Annotated in this window: 16 protein-coding genes; 3 read left to right on the forward strand and 13 right to left on the reverse strand. The window is 36.2% G+C overall.

Translation table 11 applies throughout. The annotated features are described in order from the left end of the window. Positions 1-114: 114 nt before the first annotated feature. Positions 115-462, forward strand: coding sequence for a PucR family transcriptional regulator (locus FD20_RS13005; RefSeq protein ID WP_083489119.1), 348 nt, complete (start codon positions 115-117; stop codon positions 460-462). 363 nt (positions 463-825) lie between these two features. On the opposite strand, the gene FD20_RS10340 is transcribed toward FD20_RS13005, so the two are convergent. From FD20_RS10340 to FD20_RS10365, 6 genes are all read right to left on the reverse strand, one after another. Continuing rightward, positions 826-2,181: a dihydrolipoyl dehydrogenase family protein gene (locus FD20_RS10340; RefSeq protein WP_057738351.1), complete on the reverse strand. Its 1,356-nt coding sequence runs from the start codon at positions 2,179-2,181 to the stop codon at positions 826-828. Between the two features lie 20 nt (positions 2,182-2,201). Continuing rightward, positions 2,202-3,134 (reverse strand): NADP-dependent oxidoreductase, encoded by a 933-nt coding sequence (locus tag FD20_RS10345; protein ID WP_057738353.1) that lies wholly within the window; start codon positions 3,132-3,134, stop codon positions 2,202-2,204. Positions 3,135-3,651: 517 nt separating this feature from the next. Then, entirely contained in the window at positions 3,652-4,467 is an 816-nt protein-coding gene (yidA, locus tag FD20_RS10350) for a sugar-phosphatase (RefSeq protein ID WP_157060910.1), read from the reverse strand. 266 nt (positions 4,468-4,733) lie between these two features. Beyond that, the gene (locus tag FD20_RS10355) at positions 4,734-5,243 is read right to left on the reverse strand and encodes a GNAT family N-acetyltransferase (RefSeq protein WP_235807763.1); all 510 of its coding nucleotides are present in this window, start codon (positions 5,241-5,243) and stop codon (positions 4,734-4,736) included. A 207-nt stretch (positions 5,244-5,450) separates the two neighbouring features. Continuing rightward, positions 5,451-8,027 carry a YfhO family protein gene (locus FD20_RS10360; protein WP_057738355.1) on the reverse strand — a complete coding sequence of 859 codons (2,577 nt, stop codon included), beginning with the start codon at positions 8,025-8,027 and terminating at the stop codon, positions 5,451-5,453. 89 nt (positions 8,028-8,116) lie between these two features. Beyond that, a complete protein-coding gene (locus tag FD20_RS10365) occupies positions 8,117-9,901 on the reverse strand; it encodes a collagen-binding domain-containing protein (RefSeq protein ID WP_057738357.1) in 1,785 nt (594 codons plus the stop codon). Between the two features lie 784 nt (positions 9,902-10,685). On the opposite strand from FD20_RS10365, the gene FD20_RS10370 reads away from it, so the two are divergent. Beyond that, a complete protein-coding gene (locus tag FD20_RS10370) occupies positions 10,686-10,949 on the forward strand; it encodes a bacteriocin immunity family protein (RefSeq protein WP_057738359.1) in 264 nt (87 codons plus the stop codon). A gap of 147 nt (positions 10,950-11,096) precedes the next feature. Here FD20_RS10370 and FD20_RS10375 read toward each other — a convergent pair whose 3' ends face one another. Then, positions 11,097-11,945 (reverse strand): YitT family protein, encoded by an 849-nt coding sequence (locus FD20_RS10375; protein ID WP_057738361.1) that lies wholly within the window; start codon positions 11,943-11,945, stop codon positions 11,097-11,099. A 72-nt stretch (positions 11,946-12,017) separates the two neighbouring features. Next, entirely contained in the window at positions 12,018-13,139 is a 1,122-nt protein-coding gene (locus FD20_RS10380; RefSeq protein WP_057738363.1) for a M24 family metallopeptidase, read from the reverse strand. A gap of 164 nt (positions 13,140-13,303) precedes the next feature. Between FD20_RS10380 and FD20_RS10385 the strand changes: the two genes are divergently transcribed. After that, positions 13,304-13,885 (forward strand): TetR/AcrR family transcriptional regulator, encoded by a 582-nt coding sequence (locus tag FD20_RS10385; RefSeq protein ID WP_057738365.1) that lies wholly within the window; start codon positions 13,304-13,306, stop codon positions 13,883-13,885. A gap of 301 nt (positions 13,886-14,186) precedes the next feature. On the opposite strand, the gene FD20_RS10390 is transcribed toward FD20_RS10385, so the two are convergent. From FD20_RS10390 to FD20_RS10410, 5 genes are all read right to left on the reverse strand, one after another. Then, the gene (locus FD20_RS10390; protein WP_235807764.1) at positions 14,187-15,062 is read right to left on the reverse strand and encodes a MurR/RpiR family transcriptional regulator; all 876 of its coding nucleotides are present in this window, start codon (positions 15,060-15,062) and stop codon (positions 14,187-14,189) included. Then, positions 15,049-15,630 (reverse strand): HutD family protein, encoded by a 582-nt coding sequence (locus FD20_RS10395; protein WP_057738369.1) that lies wholly within the window; start codon positions 15,628-15,630, stop codon positions 15,049-15,051. The genes FD20_RS10390 and FD20_RS10395 overlap by 14 nt, the downstream gene beginning before the upstream one ends. A 64-nt stretch (positions 15,631-15,694) precedes the next feature. After that, complete coding sequence (gene hutI / locus FD20_RS10400) at positions 15,695-16,957, reverse strand: imidazolonepropionase (protein ID WP_057738371.1); 1,263 nt, start codon at positions 16,955-16,957, stop codon at positions 15,695-15,697. A gap of 3 nt (positions 16,958-16,960) precedes the next feature. Continuing rightward, on the reverse strand, positions 16,961-19,042 hold the full coding sequence (locus tag FD20_RS10405) for a urocanate hydratase (protein ID WP_057738373.1): 2,082 nt from the start codon (positions 19,040-19,042) through the stop codon (positions 16,961-16,963). Between the two features lie 21 nt (positions 19,043-19,063). After that, positions 19,064-20,398 (reverse strand): amidohydrolase family protein, encoded by a 1,335-nt coding sequence (locus tag FD20_RS10410; RefSeq protein ID WP_057738375.1) that lies wholly within the window; start codon positions 20,396-20,398, stop codon positions 19,064-19,066. Positions 20,399-20,545: the final 147 nt, after the last annotated feature.

Consider the following 20,545-nt stretch of genomic DNA (forward strand, 5'->3'; position numbering starts at 1 on the left):
GACAGAATTAGAACGAGTGTTTAGAAAAAGATGTGCCATTTATTGACATAGGAGCATGTTTCCATCGACAATCTTCCACAGGCTTATATAAACAGTTGCTATACTCTAAAAATCTTGCATTTATTTCATCAGGATCTTTATTATCTCGACTATCAAAAACTAAAACTTGATCGTATTCTATTAATGCTTCTTGAAACCCATGCTGATAAACATTTATTATCTCCATCATTACTAGAACTAAAGGAAGAGTCTCCAATATTGTTCGAAACTCTCGCTACCTATTTTTCATCTAATGGTCAAATCAGCAAAACAGCTGCTGTATTGTTTGTTCATCCAAAAACAATTCACTATCGTCTGCATAAAATTGAATCAATTCTAAATATTAATCTAACGAATGCTGATCAGTATTTCTACCTGCACTTGTCCTGCAAAATGGCTCTCTTGATTAAATCATTCGAATAACTGTCATTGGACAATAATTGGGATGCAAATGATCCCTCACAAAACTAAAAAATCGATATCCTAAAAAACAGACTTGTCGTTAATTTGTTAAAATTTCGTATAGCAGTTTTATTTCAACAATGTGTGGTAACGTAAAACAGCAGAAAGCTTTGAACACTAAATAAAAAACACAAACATAATTCAATGCTATCTATGATTAACTCGTAGTTAAAGTCTCCATTCCTATAACAACTACTGAAAAAATATTCAAAAAAAACTGAAATTTTTAAAAATCAAAATTTCAGCATTACTTTTAAAACATGATTATTTGTCTTTATACTCCAAAATGAACTGTTATCTGCTTTCATTCAGACATAGCTGTTTTTAGCCTGCTTTTAAAGATCCTTCTAAAAAGTTTAACATCCCGATCGTTTGACTTGGAAATGCAAAAACAGCCTGTTCCAAATCTGCCACAGTCATTTTCTGTGCAATAATCATTGTCAAAAAGTTTATCAGTTCTGGCGCCTCGTCCCCATAAACTGCTGCACCAACCAGATACCTATCCGAGTCAAAAGCCACTGTAACTTCAGCCTGTTCTTCATTTTTTGTCTGGAATAACAAACGCTGACCATGGGGGATTGTTTTAACCGTATACTTGCCCGGTTCTTTCTTTGCATCCTGTATAGTTACTCCAACTTGAGCAATACGCGGAAGTGTGAAAACAACAGACGCAACCGGCGGATAAACAATTGCTGCTTTCGTTTTACCGCTCAACAGTTTCGCAATATAATTTGACTCAAAAGTTGCAGTTGGTGTTAAACGTGGAATCGCCTTATCGATAACGTCTCCTGCAGCAAAGATGTTCGCCTGTGTTGTTTGCAAATGATCGTTAACTTCAATACCACGCCGATTATACGCTACTCCTGCGTTTTCCAAACCCAGTTTTTCCACATTCGGGATACGCCCGGTAGCATCAACAACATAATTCGTTACAATTCGCAAACCTGTCTTGGTTGTTACTTCATAGTCTCCCGAAACCCTTGCTACTTCACTAACTGCCTCGTTGAAGTAGAACTTGATTCCTTGTTCCTTCATCGACTCAACTACTCGTTCAGTATATTTATCATAGAAACCACGCAGTGCACTATCTGCAAATTCGATCACATCAACCTTTGCGCCAGCTTGGTGTGCTAATGCTGCAAATTCCAGCGAGACAATGCCTGCACCAATAAATGTAATGTGTTCCGGTAACGCAGGTAAATCAAGAAAATCCCGGCTAGTATTCAGATATTCTTTTCCTGGGATATTAAGTACTGCAGGTCTTTGACCGGTTCCTATAACAATATTCTCTGCATAATATTCCTTTTCATTAACCTTCATCACATGTTTATTCACAAATTCGCCGTGTCCATCAATGATATCAATCCCCAATGCATTGAACATTTTTTCCAGTTCATGATGTATAGGTGTGATCGTTTTCTGTTTGTAAGCCATAAGTTCTGCCCAATCAATCTTTACATTACCTTTAATGCCAACACCTTTATAGGCTTTAACTTGATGCAACACATCAGCTGGTCCATCTAGCAGAATCTTTGCATTACATCCGTAATTCGTACATGTCCCTGCAATGGTATCTTCTTCTATGATGGCAACTGTTTTACCTGCTTGACGCAATGCTACAGCAGCATGCCAGTTAGCATGTCCGCTTCCGATGAAAATAATATCATACTTTTTTTCCATCATTATGAGTCTCCTTATATTTAAGCCTTAATTATAATTTTTCCCTGTGCATGGTGACTTTCGCTTCGCTTATGCGCCGCCTGTAATCCGCTGGAAGTTAGCTCGAAAACACTATCAATTATTACTTTGACTGTGCCTTGAGCAACCAGTTCGCCTAATTGGCTCAACTCTTTTCCATTGGGTTGCAGCCACCATGTTGAAACTGACTGTGTAGCAGATTTTTGCTTTTCAGTGGGTTGCCCGGCAATTGTAACTAAACGTCCTGTTGGTTTTAAAATCTCTAATCCATCATCTATTTGATCAACGGTATCGAAAACCGCATCATAGTCCTTTAAAACATCTACAATCGAGTGGGTGTGATAATCAATGACCTCATCAGCTCCCAATTTTTTTAAAAGCTCATTGTTCTTAGGGCTAGCTGTGGTTGCAACATATGCACCCAGATATTTAGCAATTTGAATCGCAAAAATACCAACACCGCCGGCACCAGCCTGAATTAGAACCTTCTCTCCCTTTTTTACCTGTAAACGATCTACAATGACCTGCCAAGCTGTCAGGCCAGCAAGCGGAATCGCAGCAGCCTCCTCAAAAGAAACATTTTCGGGTTTCAAAGCTAATTTATCTTCCTTAACGGCCGCAAATTCTGCATAGGTTCCACGTTTGCCATCTTCATATATATCAGGCCGTGCAAAAACCTCATCTCCGACTCTGAAAGATTTAACATCTTTGCCGACTTCGGTAATGGTACCTGAAAGATCCCAACCCAGCACAATTGGAAAAGCCCAATCAAACATAGGTTTCAGCATCCCCAAACGTGCCTTCCAATCAATCGGGTTGATACTAGTCGCCGCAATCTTTACTAGCACCTCATCTGCTTCAATTCTGGGAACCTCAAGTTCTGCCTCATGCAATTTATCCGCAGAACCATACTCATCAATTACAATTGCTTTCATTACTTTTTCTTCCTTTCAAATATCTAATAATTCTTGCTAGTCATTTACTTAATCATCACTGCATAACTAACCATTCAATCAGCTAATCATTTCCTTTTACAAAAAGCAGGTACACAACTTCCACTTTTTCTTTTTAATGGTTATAAGTACCGCTACACTAGATCAAATGACTTCACAGTAATCTGAATATATAAATAATAATCAGTCGTATACATATTGAATAAAATTCAATTTACAATTGGGGCTTTAAAACTGTAATTGTCATTCCTTTTCAACAAATATCGTACACGACATATAATAGCACAAAGCAAAATAAGGTCAAATAATATCTCTTAATCTTTCATAAACTCACTTCTAATTGCGAATTTACAGATTTCACTTAGCAGCAACTTTTTAGGCAATAAAAAAAGCACACCTCAAAGTAAAAACAAGATTCTTTCTCTCAAGGTATGCCTAATATAAATTTCTTATTACCATTATAAAATATCTATGGCTATTCGTATTAATTGTAAAGTAACTATTTCAGCGCATATTTTTCAATAGCACGTGCCACACCGTCATGGTTATTATCCGCTGTAATTATTTGTGCAGATTTTTTTAATTCTGGAATAGCATTCTTCATTGCAACACCATTTCCAGCGAATTTAATCATACTTAAATCGTTGCCCCCATCACCAATTGCCATTAAATTCTCGGAAGTAATCTTTAGTTCTTCACAAAGCTTTTTCAGAGCACTTCCCTTGCTAACACCTTTTGCATTTGCTTCGTAGTAAAAGGGCGTACTTCTAGTAAACGTGACTCTATTTTCCAATTCTGCAAAAGCAGTATAATCTTCCAAAGCTGTCTCTAAAATTTCAGGCTGGTCAATAAACATTGCTTTGACTATTTTAATATCATGCATTTCAGCAGGAGTCCGGTATGAAACATTCAGTGACACCAAGCTAGATTCATAAATTGTATATTCTCCGATATCCCGATTAGCTGTATATATTCTATCTTTACTAATCGCATGAAAATGAAGACCCTTTTTTCGTGCTAAATATTCAAGATCAACATAATTATCATAACTAAGCGGATCAGAGGAAATTACTGTCCCATCTGTAGTCTGCATCAAAGATCCCCCAAAACTAACGACATACTGATCTTTCTGATCATCTAACTGCAATTGCTTTAGCAACTGTAGCACACCTGATAGAGGGCGCCCCGTACACAGCACAACTTTAATGCCTGCATCTTTGGCTTTTTTAATCGCCATCTTGACAGGAGCAGTCAACTTTTTTTCTGAATTAACCAATGTATCATCAATATCGATTGCAATTGCCTTTATTTTAATAACAAACACTCCCTTGCTCACAGATTTTGTTCAAAACAACTGTACCATATTGTAACGGTTTCAACTGATTTTATACACTTAGAAGACTTGTTTTTTTGAATATGTATCTTACTAAGATTTTCATGCTGATTTACGGCAAACTCAGGCTCTTAATATTATTTTGATTCGATACTAGCTCACATAATCTATATAGTTTGGAAAACACATTTTCTAAATTGATGCCAGTCATCAAAAACAATACTTTTCTCGAGCACATGCGGTTAATCTTACAATATCTTAGCCATGTAGTATTCATTTATATACCGACCATTGACAAACATCGAGCACTTTCGTATTCCCTCAATGATAAACCCATTCTTAGTATACAAATGTTGGGCTGCAACATTATCTTGCATAACCGTTAATTCTAAACGTTTAATCGCATTATCTCGTGCCCATTTATCTAAATCATGAAATAGTTTGGACCCGATCCCTTTTCCTTGATAATCAAACAGAATACCGATAACAATATACGCTGAATGCTGTATTCGGCGCGGCTTTCCCCTCTCAGCTGATAAGTAACCCACTAATTTACAATCTTCACTGACAACTTCTAGGAAGTCTATTTTTTTGTTAGCTCTCGCTATAATCGCCTGCAGAGGTTGTAGCCTACTGCTCAGTTTTTCTCTCTCATCAGGTTCATACATCATAGACTGTGTTTCATTATCCAACTGATTCATTAATTGCCATAAATTATCTGCCTCTTTTTGTTTCGGAGTTCTGTATGTCAAATTCACATCACGTTCCCCCTTTTATAATAAATTATTTTCTGTAAAAATTTTTATCTCTAAAAAGCTTTGGAGTAATTTTCTCTGCCAATTTAAAGGCTCTGACTAAAGTTGTCGTAGCAGCATACCCTACCTCATAAGCGATTTCACTGATACTTTTATTGGTTAAAGAAAGCAAAAAAATAATCGAACTCAAACCAATTATTCAAGTGATAGCTATTTTCTCCTACTTTTACGTTCAAAAAAGGTAATTGTACAAAAACCGACTATTCCAGAAAGGCTCATTAAAGCACCTAATCCTAATCCTTCAGGCCAAAACTGCAAGCTAATTTTATTTTTACCTTTTGCTAATGGCAACGTTAAAAATGTATTATTGATAGACTTTATTTTCACACTTCTTCCATTCACTTTTGCTCGCCATCCTGGATCATATGGAATAGATGTATATAACCAGCTTTTTGCTTGCCGCGCCCTTGCTTCACCCGTAATTTTGCTTGAGTTTATAACCAAAGAGGCTGAATTTTTACTCAGTCTTTTCGCAGCAGCAGCATACTTTTTTGTATCTAGCAAAATTACATTTGGCCTTGCAAAAGCCATGCTGGAACTGCCGAATATCTTAGTCGTAAATCGAATTCTTTCGCCGCTCTGGTATTTTCCCAAATCTAAATATTGACCAACCATTGATAAATTAGAATTGCTAACAATATTTTTATTTGGCACTTCCAAACTGATAGTAGAATTCCCACTCTTTGACTGCATTAAAAACATACTTAGATAAGCTTGAGCATGTGCTGGAACATCAACTTCCCACGTGATTGTTTGAAGTGAATTTTCATTCTGAGCATTTAAATAAAAATGGCTTTGATCAGTTGTCGCTTTAGTATTTTGAACATCTACTATTTTAGGTGTCACAGAGCCAAAATATTTCGTGCTGGAAACAGAACCGCTTACCATATTCATCAACTTAGTCTGATTTCCAAGATTATCAGTCTGTTGAAACTTAATGTTTGTAAGATTATTGGGTGAAACTACACCTAATCCTACTTGATATTTATTCTTGTAAACACGATAGGTTCCACTAGGTTGTTGTTCGACGAAACCGTACTTGCTGATAGCCCCTTTTGCAATATTCAGCCTAACACCCAATAAACTGTCCATCAAAAGCGTATTGTTTCCATAACTAATGTTCAAATTGTTACCGCCTGATTTAAATCCCAGCAAATTCATTTGTTCCTGGAATGGACGATTCCGCATTGAAGAAAAAAGATCAACTGAACTGTAACCGTAATTCAGGCTATCATCTCGTGAAATAGGATCTAAAGAGGCCATACGCAACCATTTTGCATTTCCCTTGTATTTTCCTACTATATTGTTGATGTCCGTCATAGTGCCATTATATAGACTCGTTGCAGGATAATGCCATTCTATACCTGTACCATGTATCAATGCATAGCTGTTGAACCCTATTTCTGCCATCACTAACAAAAACAAAATAAATTTTCTTTGCATATTAAACAGTGAAGGTCTAACTGCAACGATTAAAATATAGGCTGTCACTAAAAATAGTGTGAGTATAAAATTAGTATTTCCAGCATAACGATAGTGCCCAAAACTTCCAAGATATGCTGCGCTCGTCAAAACAATATAAAACAAACCAAGCTTTGTAAATTTATCTCTTTCCAGGCCCGCTTCCCAAGACTTTCCCGCAAGCCAAAATATCAGGAATGACCACACTAAGCTATAGCGATATAGAAACATCGAAGGCGAATGCCCACCCTGCCAAAAAAGATCAAGCGGCTGAAGATAGAAACTTCCACCAACAATAACAAGCAGTGTTCCAAAAACTAACTTTGATCGCCGTTTTATTTTAGAATGAAGAAAAAAGGCAATCGCCAGCAGTAAAGGAAATAATCCAACATAAATAAAAGGAACAGTTCCAAACTTTGTTGTATCATAAACACCAGCCATATTTTTTATTACTAAATCCCATAATCCAGAATTATCAGTCAAAAGCCCTGTGACCTTAGATAATGGTTCATGTGTCCTAAACATATTGAAAACAGTCGGTACGATAATAATGCCCGACGTCATTATTGAGCAAATAATCGTTGCAAAGTACCTTCCGAAGTTGTGCCAATTCATTTTAGATAAACTATAACTCTGCGCAATAAAATAGAGCAGTGAAAAAACACCAACAATATAAGCCATGTAAAAATTAGTCAAAAACAATAGCGAGTACGCTAGAAAGAGCAAAGTGTATTTTTTCTTTGCCAATAATGTGTCTATACCTCCAATCACTATCGGAAGTATGTAAATAGCATCTAACCACATGGGCTGTTCAGCATATGCTACTCCAAAAGACATTAACGCATAGCAAGCACTCAACAAATAATGTTTCCATTCCGCAATGGTAAAGCTTCGTTTGCTGTACCAATAACTCGTTAAGCCGCACAGGCCAAATTTTACCAATGTAATAAGATATACAGCATTGGGAATATCATATTTGTCAAAAAAATACACTAAAAAAGTAACCGGTCCGCCTAGATAATAGCTATACAAGCCCAGATAATTCAATCCAAGTGCAGCATTCCAAGTATATAGCCAACTTTCTTTACCATGAAGAACATCATGAAAACTGGCATAAAAATTAGCAGTTTGTGTAAAAGCATCACTAGCCAGAATGCTCTTAGTACTACCCCAATATATTCCATTAAGATAATAAGCAAACATTATTAAACATAGTGGCAGCAAAAAGGCTAAAATATATCTGGATATTTTCTTTGTTTTTTCCATCGAATAGTTGAACCTCCGCTTAAAAAAAGTGCTACTCCATGTCAAACTATGGAGTAGCGCTTTTAAATAAAATTACTGCTCAAAAAATATTAGTCTTTTGTGCGATTACTTTTTCTCAAAATCACTAAACTAATAACTGCGCCTATAAGGAAAGCTATTCCCGCAATTGAAGTTGTCTTATTGCTCATTTCACCAGTTTGAGGCAGTGATTTGTTTTTATTTCCTGCACTATTGCTTTTCTTATCTGAAGATGTTTGGTCACTCGAAGAAACCAACGTAACCTTTTGAAAACCATTGTTTATCGTGTCTATTGTCGTACTTGTCAACAGTTTCTCTGTTGTGCCTGCCGTTGTTGTACTTGTTGATGGTTCTTCTGTTGTGTCTGTCGTTATTGTACTTTTTGAAGGCTCTTCTGTTGTGCTTGTCGTCGTACTTGTTGATGGTTCTTCTGTTGTGCCTGTCGTTGTCATACTTGTCGATGGTTCTTCTGTTGTGCTTGTTGTCGTACTTGTCGATGGTTCTTCTGTTGTGCCTGTCGTTGTCGTACTTGTCGACGGCTCTTCTGTTGTGCTTGTCGTCGTACTTGTTGATGGTTCTTCTGTTGTGCCTGTCGTTGTTGTACTTGTCGACGGCTCTTCTGTTGTGCCTGTCGTTGTTGTACTTGTTGATGGTTCTTCTGTTGTGCCTGTCGTTGTTGTACTTGTTGATGGTTCTTCTGTTGTGCCTGTCGTTGTCGTACTTGTCGACGGCTCTTCTGTTGTGCCTGTTGTTGTCGTACCTGTTGAAGGCTCTTCTGTTGTGCTTGTTGTTGTGTTTGTCGACGTCGTCGTATTTTGTAAATCCCAACGATGCGATTCAGATTTTATATTAACAATTTTAGCAACAAGATTTCCATCCACATTTTGATTCACGTTCAGTTCCGCATTAGGCGCTAAAATGCTCCCTTGTAATGGAGAATTGATATTAATAATTTGACCATTCTTCGTATTTTCAAAGTTCCAGAGAACATGTGCATCAGAAAAATCCTCTGTCTCCTTGTTATGTCGTTCAGTACCGTCACTATATCTAAGCTTTATTTGAGATGCAACATTATAATTTGATCCATCTCCATCAACGTTAAAAACAATTGTTGGTGCGTTAGCCTCTTTGGATAATCCGTTAATTATTAACGGACGATCACGCTCTAAAATGTCCGAAGACAAATTAATAATAATCTTGTTATCTTCATTAGGACTCATTTTAGAAACATCTATCACTCGATTGTTCTCATCACTAAAATCACTATTTTTAAATGTATACGTTGTCGATACTTGTGCTAAATTATTTGAATTCACATTCAATTTTTCAAATTCTTTTTCAAAATCAATATATTTTTCATTTCCTTGATCCTGATAAACTTCGCTTTCCTTCACATGATCCATTTTTATCCCATTAAAAGCTAAATAATTGCCATTGTCCGTGTAAGTGACATTGATATTTTTACCCAATATGATTTTGTTTGTTCTACTGCCCTGGCTCTGTACAAAAGATGAGTTTTGAATGCCAGTTATATTCTGAATATATGAAACCTCTTTGGCTAATGTTCCTTCATTAACACTCGTCCCAAAGTTCACCTTTCCGTCAAGGTTCTCTACAGCTAAGTTACCAGCTGTATGGGCCGACAGACTAGCTTGCATTGCAAAAATATGAAAAACTGATGCAATCCCCAATGGATTTCCCTCAAGTCCCGGAAAATCTTCTTCAGCGGTTCCGCCCGCTTTGCTTATAAAAACATTGTTATTTGTGGCGTCTGCATGAACCTGACTTGTTAAAGTTATCTCAAGAACAAATAAAGTTATTACAGACAAGAAAACAACTTTTATTATTTTTTTCAAATAAAGCTCTCCTTTATGATGGCTTTTCTCACTTATATACTTTAGAATTATACATAACAAATGTTTATATATCAATATATTACACATTATATGTTTACACTAAAAATATGTGTAACACAGTAGATAAGTAAGTTGGATGCTCAGTATTCAAATCAAGGGATATTTTCCACTAAAAACCGAGCTTTATACGATGATGCAATCAAAAGAAGACACAAAAAAAGACTATAGCCAATTGCTATAATCTTTTAAAATGTTAAATAAGCATATTATTTTAACCGTATTATATACTAAGGATATCCAATTAGTTTGGCATTCAAGGCGCCCAAAAAGTTCCATGTGAAACAATACATTCAAGTTTACTTTTAATTCCATATCTCTAGCACAATTATTTCAAAAAATAAACTATCGTTATTTGCCCCATAATTTAAAAACTCATTTTCTAAACCTGATTGCGTGCTTAAATGGTATTAATATCTGCCTCACATTCCGGCGAACAGTTCAAAAAACATTGCCTCAGCAACACCAACAATTTCATGTTTTTCTAAAAAAATTCCTTCATTCTACTTCTTGATATTTACTTAATCGCTATACTCAAACAAACACCTAACTAAAAGAAACAAAATTCCACTATTTTGCGGAATTTTGTTTCTTTTTAATTAACTCTTTCATATTAAGTAGTGACTGTGTTAAAGGCCTATTTGTTACAGTCTCTCCCAAATGATGCTTCGGCTTAAAAGAAATCTGTTATACTTACAGCAATAAATAAACTTTGGAGTGATTTTTTATGAGAAAACAAGCATTAATCTGGGAAAAAATGGATGAATTAATCTCAGATACCAATCTGACAGATGCTGAGCGCAAATTATTTATAGAAGCTAGACATAGTTTAGACGAGGGCAAGTACGACCAAGCAGTGGCAGCACGTCTCAAAAACCAGTTATCCTTACTATCTTTTAATGCCTCCCTTTCTGCCAAGACCCTTCCCTTCTTTACTGAACTTTCTCAGTTGTATCTAGGTTATGGCAGAAAAGATAATATCGTTTTCTAGCTTTCGATCTTATCAAAACTACTAAGATATATATCCTAAAAATTAAGTTTTCCGCATTAATGTGTTTCAGAAGTCAAACTTTTTTTGTTCAATAAAAACGGACATTTTGGGCCTAACTTAACTGATCTAACTCAGCTGTTATCTATGTTAAAATCTTCGAATGTAATTTCCACTGACAAAATCGGTAGTTTGGACACTGATAAAAGCATCCGGATCGCCTTCAAGGATCATTTTTTTCAGGAACGAAATCTCATTTTTTTGAATCAACATTAGGAGCATATCTGTTTCTTGTTCGGCATAAATTCCCTTGCCTGGAAACAGTGTTGCTCCGTGACTATAATTACGTAATTTTTTTGCTAAAATTGAAAGGCGCTTAGTGAAAACAACCAGTGTTACATTTTTTTGCTGGATATAAATTTTATCCATCACATAACTGGTTGCAATCATACTAATTAGGCTGTAAACAGTTCCCGGAATACCGAAGAAAATCGCTGTTACTCCCAAAATTATACCGTTCATCACTGTATTTACGAACCCAATATCTTTATGATACTTTTGCTGAATAAAGCTGACAATAACATCGGTTCCCCCAGTAGAAAAACTATTGCGGAAACACAATCCAATACCAATACCGATGATAACACTCCCTACAATGGTGTTGGTCAAACGTTCCTGTAGTATCGACATTTCTGGAATAATCCCTAAAAAGATAACGTTAGAGACAACAGCTGTCAAAGAAAATAAAGTGTAATTCCAGCCAAATAGGAGCAGCGACAAGATTACTAATGGGACATTGAGTATAATAACCAGATTACTGATACTCAAGTTGATTTGGATAAATTTCAACAGACTATTCAATAGCTGTGCAATACCTGGCACGCCAATAGAGTATGCATGGGCGGAGTTTAAAAATAAATTTATCCCTATCGCTGATAATAAACCGTAAACTACAGCAACCAGCAGTTTGCGGACATTAGAAAGAATATGTTTATCCACTTTTACGTTTCCCTTTCGTAAAGAAAGTAAAACGACTATAAGTTTTCTTTCTTACGGCCGTTTTCCAATCAATTATTTCAAAATTAGATCTTCAAGCTTAGTTGGAGCCTGTGTCATCAGTTGATAACCATCCTTAGTGATTAATGCCGTATCAGAATGACGATAACCACCTTGATTTTCGAAGTATATAGCTGGCTCTACGGATATCACCATGTTTTCTTGCAACAAATCGTCATTGCCAAATGACAATGTTGGCCATTCATGATTATTCAAACCAATCCCATGACCTGGGCGATGCAAGATGCGGTTAGAAAGACCTTCTTTTTCAAAGTAGCCATCTACTATTCTTTCAATATCACTTGCTCTATTACCAGGTTTTAAGTTTTCTAAGAAGAGCTTTCTTGCCGTCATCATTTGTTCAAAGTGTTTTTTTTCTTCATCTGTTGGGTTTTCAACAAAAAAAGTTCGTTCGCATTCAGCTGCGTATCCTTGAAGATTGAAAAGTGCAATATCGATATTCGGTCCTGCACCAAGTGTAGAATTAACATCTGGAATGCTATGTGGCATAAAGCTGTATTTTGCTGGCCAGACTGCATTAATTGTGCGGTTTTCCAAACTAAAATGCTTAGCTAATTCTTCCGCACCGACTTTCATTGCAATGGCATAAGTATCCATTACTTTTGTGCCTACATGCGATATTTCCAATGTTTGCTGTACTACATTGCTGCAAATATTTGAAACATATTGCAGTTTTTCTAATTCATAGTCGCTCTTGATCATTCGTTGATTTTGAATGAAGAAACCAGTCTCCCAATTGATCTCAGGTGTAAATTTAGTTATTAGCAATTCACCATTGCTTTCGATCCCCACTTTTGCTGAAGAAGCGAGGTATCTTGTTAACACATCATACCAGTTCTGACCGGACTTTGAAGTAACATCAAAGTAATTGTCCATATCATAATCAAAATATGAAACAGTGAAATGATCTGCCTCTAATTGTGGAACAATAAACAGTGGTTTCTTATCAGGATAAACCACAAATATGAACGGACGCTGTTCGGGTTTATAATTGATATTTGTAAAGTACCAAATGTCTTCTTGGTTGGTAATGACATACGCATCTAATTCAGCCTGTTTCAAATTATCTTGCAAGATCGTTAGTCGCTCTTTTAATTCTTTTTCTAAAGTTTGCATAGCAATACTCCCTTTACTCAATTTATTGAAAATTATATATTTTTGAATTTCAACGTCATGATAAAGCTGATTAACATTTAAAACAACACGCAAAATTAACGAAAAAGTAGGTTATCAAACATTTTCATGTGATATAGTAGGAAAAACAGATGGAGGTTAAGCATATGACTACCGATATTCGAGTAAAAAAAACACGGCGGACTATTATTCAAACTTTTCTAAATTTACTTGGTAAAATTCCCTTTAAAAAAATAACGGTTGCAAAGATTTATACAGAAGCTGAGATTGCCAAATCGACTTTCTACGATCATTTTAAAGATAAATACGATTTATTAGATCAAATCATTCAATCACTTAGCGAAGACTTTGCTTTCGAAATCAAGCAAAAATTTTCTGAATTTAATACTGAAACAATTTTAGAATCACTGACAAATATCTTTTTGAATTTGTCAAAAAATCCTGATGCACTCAATGCTTTGCTTGATCTGCATGAGACACCAATTACTTTAGAATTCAGGCTCAGGCAAATCACATTTGAAGTCTGCAAAGACTACTTGCTGCGGCAAGATTTAAACAGCCAATTCTCGATTGACTTTTTGGCGCATTTTTACAGTGAACTGTCACTTACTTCTATCCGTTTCGCATTAAACAATGCAGCCAATCCCGATTGGGTTCAGCAACAAACAGAGTTAATGGGTATGCTGCAGCAAGAACTGCGTGCAAAAATAACCTCAGATCAGCTTTGAGTAAACGGAGTTTCAATTTTAAAGAACAATCCTCGAAAAAAATAGTGAGAAACCTATATCTTCGAATAACCATTTTGATGAAACAACGACCATCAAAATCTTCTATGGAGACCTTAAGTTCCGTTTTCTTTGAAATTTTACCCATAAAAAATACCTCCAAAGTTAAAGTGGTTTCACTTTAACTTTGAAGATATCCAATTTTGACCTAGTTTCTTATTTAGCTTTGCATTGTCTGGATTATGATTCAAAAACAATTTTTTCTACGTAACTACTGTCACCTACACAAAAATGATCCTTTGTTTTATAAAAAAGAATTATTATTTTTATTCAACTTCTCTATTTCATCAAGTCTCTTGTTGATATTAGGAATCTTCTTTGAAACATCCCTCATTAACAAATTAATCAACAATAACGGCGTACTGTAAACATCAAAAACCGAGGAAATTGTGATTGGAGTAATTAAAGATACATCCGAATGTTGGATAATCGGTGATAGCCGGCTATCAGTCAAAGCTACGATCTTAAACCCTCGTTTTTTTAATCTTTTTGTTTTTTCCAATAATGTCCGCGAATACCTCGGAAAAATCGTTGTAAATACTACAACTTCCTCAGCGGGTTCCAAATCAATGTTTTCCCATTCTGGTGAACCATACTTTAACTCAGAAACACCTGGTCTCAATTTGCTAAGAATATAATTCATATACGGTAAAATTGTGGCCGACATCCGATTTGACATCAAGAAAACTCTCTTTTTACTAGCTAATAGTTCGACTGCCTGCGCATATTCCTCGGTTTGGGCCAATTCTTGAAGCTCTTGCAAGTTGTTAATCTCTTGATTAAGTATATTTAAATTCTTATCGTTATCATCTGCCTTATCAAGAATTGAGTATCTCTTGCTTGTTGTCATCTCAGAACTGATGATTTTTTGCAAATAACGTAAAAAGTCATTATACCCTCGGTATTTCATTTTTGTACAAAAACGCGAAATACTCCCTTGACTAACTCCTATTTCTTGACTAATTTTATCTGCCGTCATAAATACGATCGAATTATAGTTTTTCTCGATATACATCGCTATTTTTTTATTAACAGCTGATGTCTTCCCAACCACCATGAGCCGATCTAATAATTCCTCTTTATTTTTAATTTCCTTAATTTTTGTGTCAGACAGCTTCATCACCTTTTTTCACTTCAAATAAAATTATCCGCTTCACATCGCCGACTACATTTAAATTAACATTCAAGTTCTCGCCGTTAGCATTATCAATAATAACACAATCTTTTGGGAACAAAACTAACTTCTCGTTTTTTAATTCTAACTCAATTTCTGATCCCAGATTAAATACTCCAATATAATCCATTGAAGTTTTAACAACCTTATTTTCTTCCTCAATTAAACTAATTTGTCCGTTGAATTCATGGTTAAGCATTACATTAACATCTGTTGAGATTCCCTTCGACTCTATTGGGGTACCTCCATCAAATTCATACGCATTTCCAACTTGAATTGTGGTGTCTTGCTTACCATTATTCAGTTCAATCGAATTTGAAAGTGGCATCAATATTCTTTTGTATCCAGGTAACGAAGTAAACTTACTTAATTTTACATCAACTGTCGCAAAAGAAAATCTAAAATCAAAATTTTTCTCAAGATAAGAACTTTTTTCTGGGAATATATAAAGCTCAGTCGTTTTTCCACCTGACCACTGTGTTGTTTGACAATTTTCGGCTCTTTTAAGCAACATCGTGTCCACCTGCAATTTCTCTAAGAATGTTATAATCCATAATTTTCTTCACTCAAAAACAGTCTTATTTTTCAAACACTGATTTGCCGCTTTTAATAACTTTCTTTACAATATTACTGCCTGTGTTATACATCAAATAACGATAGTCCGGATATTTTAAAAGCACTAAATCCGCAACCTTGCCTGCTTCAATGCTGCCTTTTTTGTCTGCAGCATTTACCGCTGCGGCTCCATTCAGTGTAAGTGCAGTGAGAACTTCACCCATAGTCATTTTCATTTTGAAACTAGCTAATGCAATTATTAATGGAATAGAACATGTAAAAGAACTTCCAGGATTATAATCTGAGGCCAATGCCACTGCACAGCCATTGTCAATTAATTCCCGAGCTGGTGCAAAGTTTTCTTGCAGACAAAAAGCAGTACATGGCAAAAGTGTTGCGACAGTTTTCTTTTTTTCACTTAATTTTGCTATTTCTTCAGACGAAATTTTAATTAAATGATCCGCTGAAGTAGCTTCGATGTTTGCAGCCAGTCCGGCTCCATTCAAATTAGCGATTTCATCCGCATGCATCTTGACCTTAAACCCTAGCTTTTTAGCAGCTTCAAGCAGCTTTTGTGATTGCTCATAGTCAAACACACCTTCATCGCAAAAGACGTCCACAAACTCTGCAAGTTTTTCTTCATTTATTTGTGGTAATATCTCATCAATCATCAAGTTAAGATACTCTTCACTATTATGTTGAAATTCAGGTGGAACAGCATGAGCTCCCAAGTAAGTAACAGCAATATCTAATGGCTGTGCCAAATTTAATTCCTGTAGAACACGAAGCTGTCTGATCTCTGTTTCTTGATCAAGCCCATACCCACTCTTACCTTCAACAGTTGTCACACCTTGTTCAATCATTTCATTAAGCCTTTGCAATCCTAATTGCTTTAATTTTTCATAGGTTACTTCCCTAGTTGCATCAACCGTTGCCTGAATTCCGCCGCCATTTTGCATAATCTGCATATATGAAGAACCAGAAACTCTCTCATAAAACTCGTTCAAACGATAACCCGCGTACAAAAAATGAGTATGCGAATCTATAAGGCCGGGAATAACTGCAGAACCTGTGGAATCTATTACTTGGTCAAACTTCGTAATGTTTTTTCTTCTCAATTCTGCTAGAACTTCGTCAGTTTTCCCGACACTCACAATCAGTTCATCTTCTACATAGATTGCGCCATCATTAATTATACTAATTTCATTCATTTCAGAACCGCGTTTCATGTCCTGACCAGTAGGTGTTGCAATCTGGTCTGCATGCACTATTAATAAATTTGTCATCTACTATTGCTCCTTTGGAAAATTGTGATTGATTGCCGTATTGATTAATTGATCATCAACTAAATACGGTTCAGTTATATGTGCATCTTGTTGATGCTTTTGGTTGAATTCTGAAGTCGTCTTCATCGCATTCTCGTTTCGAGCCCAGTTTCTTCGAGCTACACCACCCATTACATCCCAAAGGATAGCTTTCTTGATAATTTCATCAACTCTCTTGCTTCCATCCAGTACTAAGCCGAAACCGCCATTGATTGAACGACCGATCCCAACTCCACCGCCATTATGCAGAGCAACTAAACTCATCCCGCGTGCCGCATTTCCTGCGAAACACTGAACCGCCATATCTGCCATCACATTACTTCCATCGTAAATATTAGATGTTTCTCTAAACGGTGAATCTGTCCCGCTGACATCATGATGATCGCGCCCGATCATTACAGGTCCAACTTTTCCATCGCGAACAAGTTCATTAAATTTGAGAGCAATTTGAACTCGTCCAATTGCATCTTGATAAAGAATTCTTGCTTGCGTTCCTACCACAAGTTCATTTTTTTCAGCATCTCTAATCCACTTATAGTTATCCATATCTTGATAGCGTCTATCCTTATCAATCGAATCCATAGCCGCTTCATCAGTTTTTTGCAGATCTTCTTTTTTACCCGATAAACATACCCAGCGGAATGGTCCATATCCATAATCGAATAAGTTAGGCCCCATGATATCTTCAACATAAGATGGAAAAATAAAACCATCCTTATCGTCTATCCCATTTTTTGAAACGTCTTTAACCCCCGCGTCATACACTGCCTTTAGGAAAGAATTTCCGTAATCAAAGAAATATGTGCCCTTCGCATGAAGTTCCTTAACTAGTTCAAAATGTTTTTTTAATGTTAGATCAACTAATTTGTTGAACTTAGAACGGTCAGTTTCTAACAAATTTGTCCGTTCTTCGAAAGTAATGCCTTGCGGACAATATCCACCCTCATAAACAGCATGACAAGATGTTTGATCAGATAACAAATCAACTTTTATATCATTATTAACTGCATATTCTAGGAGATCAACAACGTTCCCTTGATATGCAATCGATAATGCTTCTTTTTTTGCTTGAGCTTCCTTCGCTTTTTCAAAAACATCACTCAAATTATCCAAGAAAATATCAATCCATCCTTGATCGTAGCGTGTTTTGATTCTCGATGGATCAACTTCAGCGATAATTGACACTGAGCCTGCTATTTTAGAAGCTTTAGGCTGTGCACCGCTCATGCCGCCCAAGCCAGAACTTATAAATAATTTTCCAGCAAGGTCTTTGTCTAAAGGTATGTTTAGTTTCTGGCGTCCTGCATTTAATAACGTATTATAAGTTCCATGGACAATTCCTTGCGGCCCTATATACATCCAGCCGCCTGCTGTCATTTGGCCATAATTGGCTACGCCCATTTCTTCAGCGATTTCCCAATCATTTTGATTGTCGAATTCACCAATCATCAAAGCATTGGTAATAATGACACGTGGTGCAGTTTCATCAGATGGGAACAACCCTACCGGATGTCCTGATTCTATAACTAGTGTTTGTTCGCTAGTTAATCTTTCCAAATATTTCTTTATCAATCGGTACTGCATCCAGTTTTGACAAACACTGCCAGTCTCACCATAAGTGACAAGTTCATACGGATATAATCCCACTTCAAAATCGAGATTATTTTCAATCATTACTTGAAATGCTTTTCCTTCAATACAATTGCCCTGATATTCATCTATCGAATGACCATAGATTCTTCCTTCCGGTCTGAATCTATACCCATAAATTCTCCCCTTGGTATAAAGCTCATTCAGAAACTCTGGAATTAATTGTTCATGAAATTTAACAGGAATATATCTTAATGCATTCCTAAGTGCGATTTTGGTTTGTGCCTCTGTTAATCTAAATCCCCGTGAAGGAGCTCTTCTGATCCCTTCAACAAATTCAGGATATTCTGGAAGTTGGTCATCTTCAATCAGTGTCAACTCAACTTGGGGTTCATTACCTTCAACTTTATTGAGTAAATCAGCTATTTTCTTATTTTGTTCTTTGATATTTGACATGTTAAATTACCACCTTTCAAGTTAATCCAATGTTGCAAAATACTTCATCGTATCATTGACTTTACGTAAAACTGCTTTCTCAGATACTTTGACTAAATTCCCATTTTTTACAGTTTCTTCCCCATTAACGATAACCGTTGAAATTGCATCTGGTTGTAATGAATAGACAATGTTCGGCAGCATTTGTTCCAAATCATCACTTAATGGATTCATTGAAAAATTATTTAGATCTATTCCGACAAAATCTGCTAATTGACCTTCTTTTATCTCTCCAACATCTAAATCAAGTTGTTGTCCGCCATTTTTTGTTCCCATGTCAAATGCTTGTTTGCATTTTACACATAGTGCATCTCTTGTCACTGCTTTTTGCAACAAAGCTGTCATCCGCATTTCTTCAAATACACTGATACGATTATTGCCGCACGCGCCGTCACTACCTAATGAAATATTGATATTGTTGTTAACCATTCTAGGAATATTAGTTACACCATCTGCCAAGAACATATTGCTGGATGGACAATAATTAAGTGAAGCATGCCTGTTCCCTAGTAGTTTGACTTCATTCTCCTCTAACCAAACCCCATGTACGATTACTAAGCTTTGATCTACTACACCTAATTCATTCAAAAATTCAACTGTTCGCTTGTCATGTTTTTGAATAGTAGCATCTACCTCAAAAGTTTCTTCCGCAACGTGCATATGAAACTTCGTGCCTAGTTCATTAGCTAGCTTGTGCCCCGCCTGAATCATTTCAGGACTTGCACCGTGTAAACTGTGTGGTGCTGGAATAACAGTTACCATCGAATCATTCTGGTATTTAAGCGCAAGTTGACGTGTATTGGCAACTGCTTCATCTACTGATTCCAAGTAGCCAGATGGAGCTCCTTCCCAATCGTACATTGTTCGTGCTAATACTAAGCGAATTCCAACATCTTTAGCCGCTTGAATAACTGCCTCATCGGACTCAGTGCCATAGTTGTGCAGGTAGAAAAAATCGCACACGGACGTTACACCGCATTTCATCATTTCCGCGTAAGCAAACAACGCCCCATTGTAGATATCGTCCAATCTCATATTGGGAGAATATTTATAAAGCGAGTTGTCACGCCACTTGAGAAATGGCTGATCAATCGCTATTCCCCTCAGTAGGCTCTGAAATGAATGATTATGGGTATTTACTGTACCTGGAACAAAAACATTATCTGGATATTTTTGCTGTGAAAAATTTGGATATTTTTCTAACAAAACATTTGCTGGAGCAACCTCAATAATTTTGTTATCCCTTAAAGCTATTCCAAAACCTGCTTCAAATTTACTATTAAAATAGACGTATTTAGGTAACAGTATTTTATTCATTATTCCAACTCCTCATCTAGCCTAAGTATCGTGTTAAGTAATACATTTCCTGCAATTTCAATGTCTTCTATTCGTGAATATTCTTCCTTGCAGTGGCTTTTGCCATCTATGCTCTTCACGAACAACATTCCTGATCGGCCAATCCTA

Source organism: Liquorilactobacillus uvarum DSM 19971, assembly GCF_001434935.1.
Lineage (GTDB): Bacteria > Bacillota > Bacilli > Lactobacillales > Lactobacillaceae > Liquorilactobacillus > Liquorilactobacillus uvarum.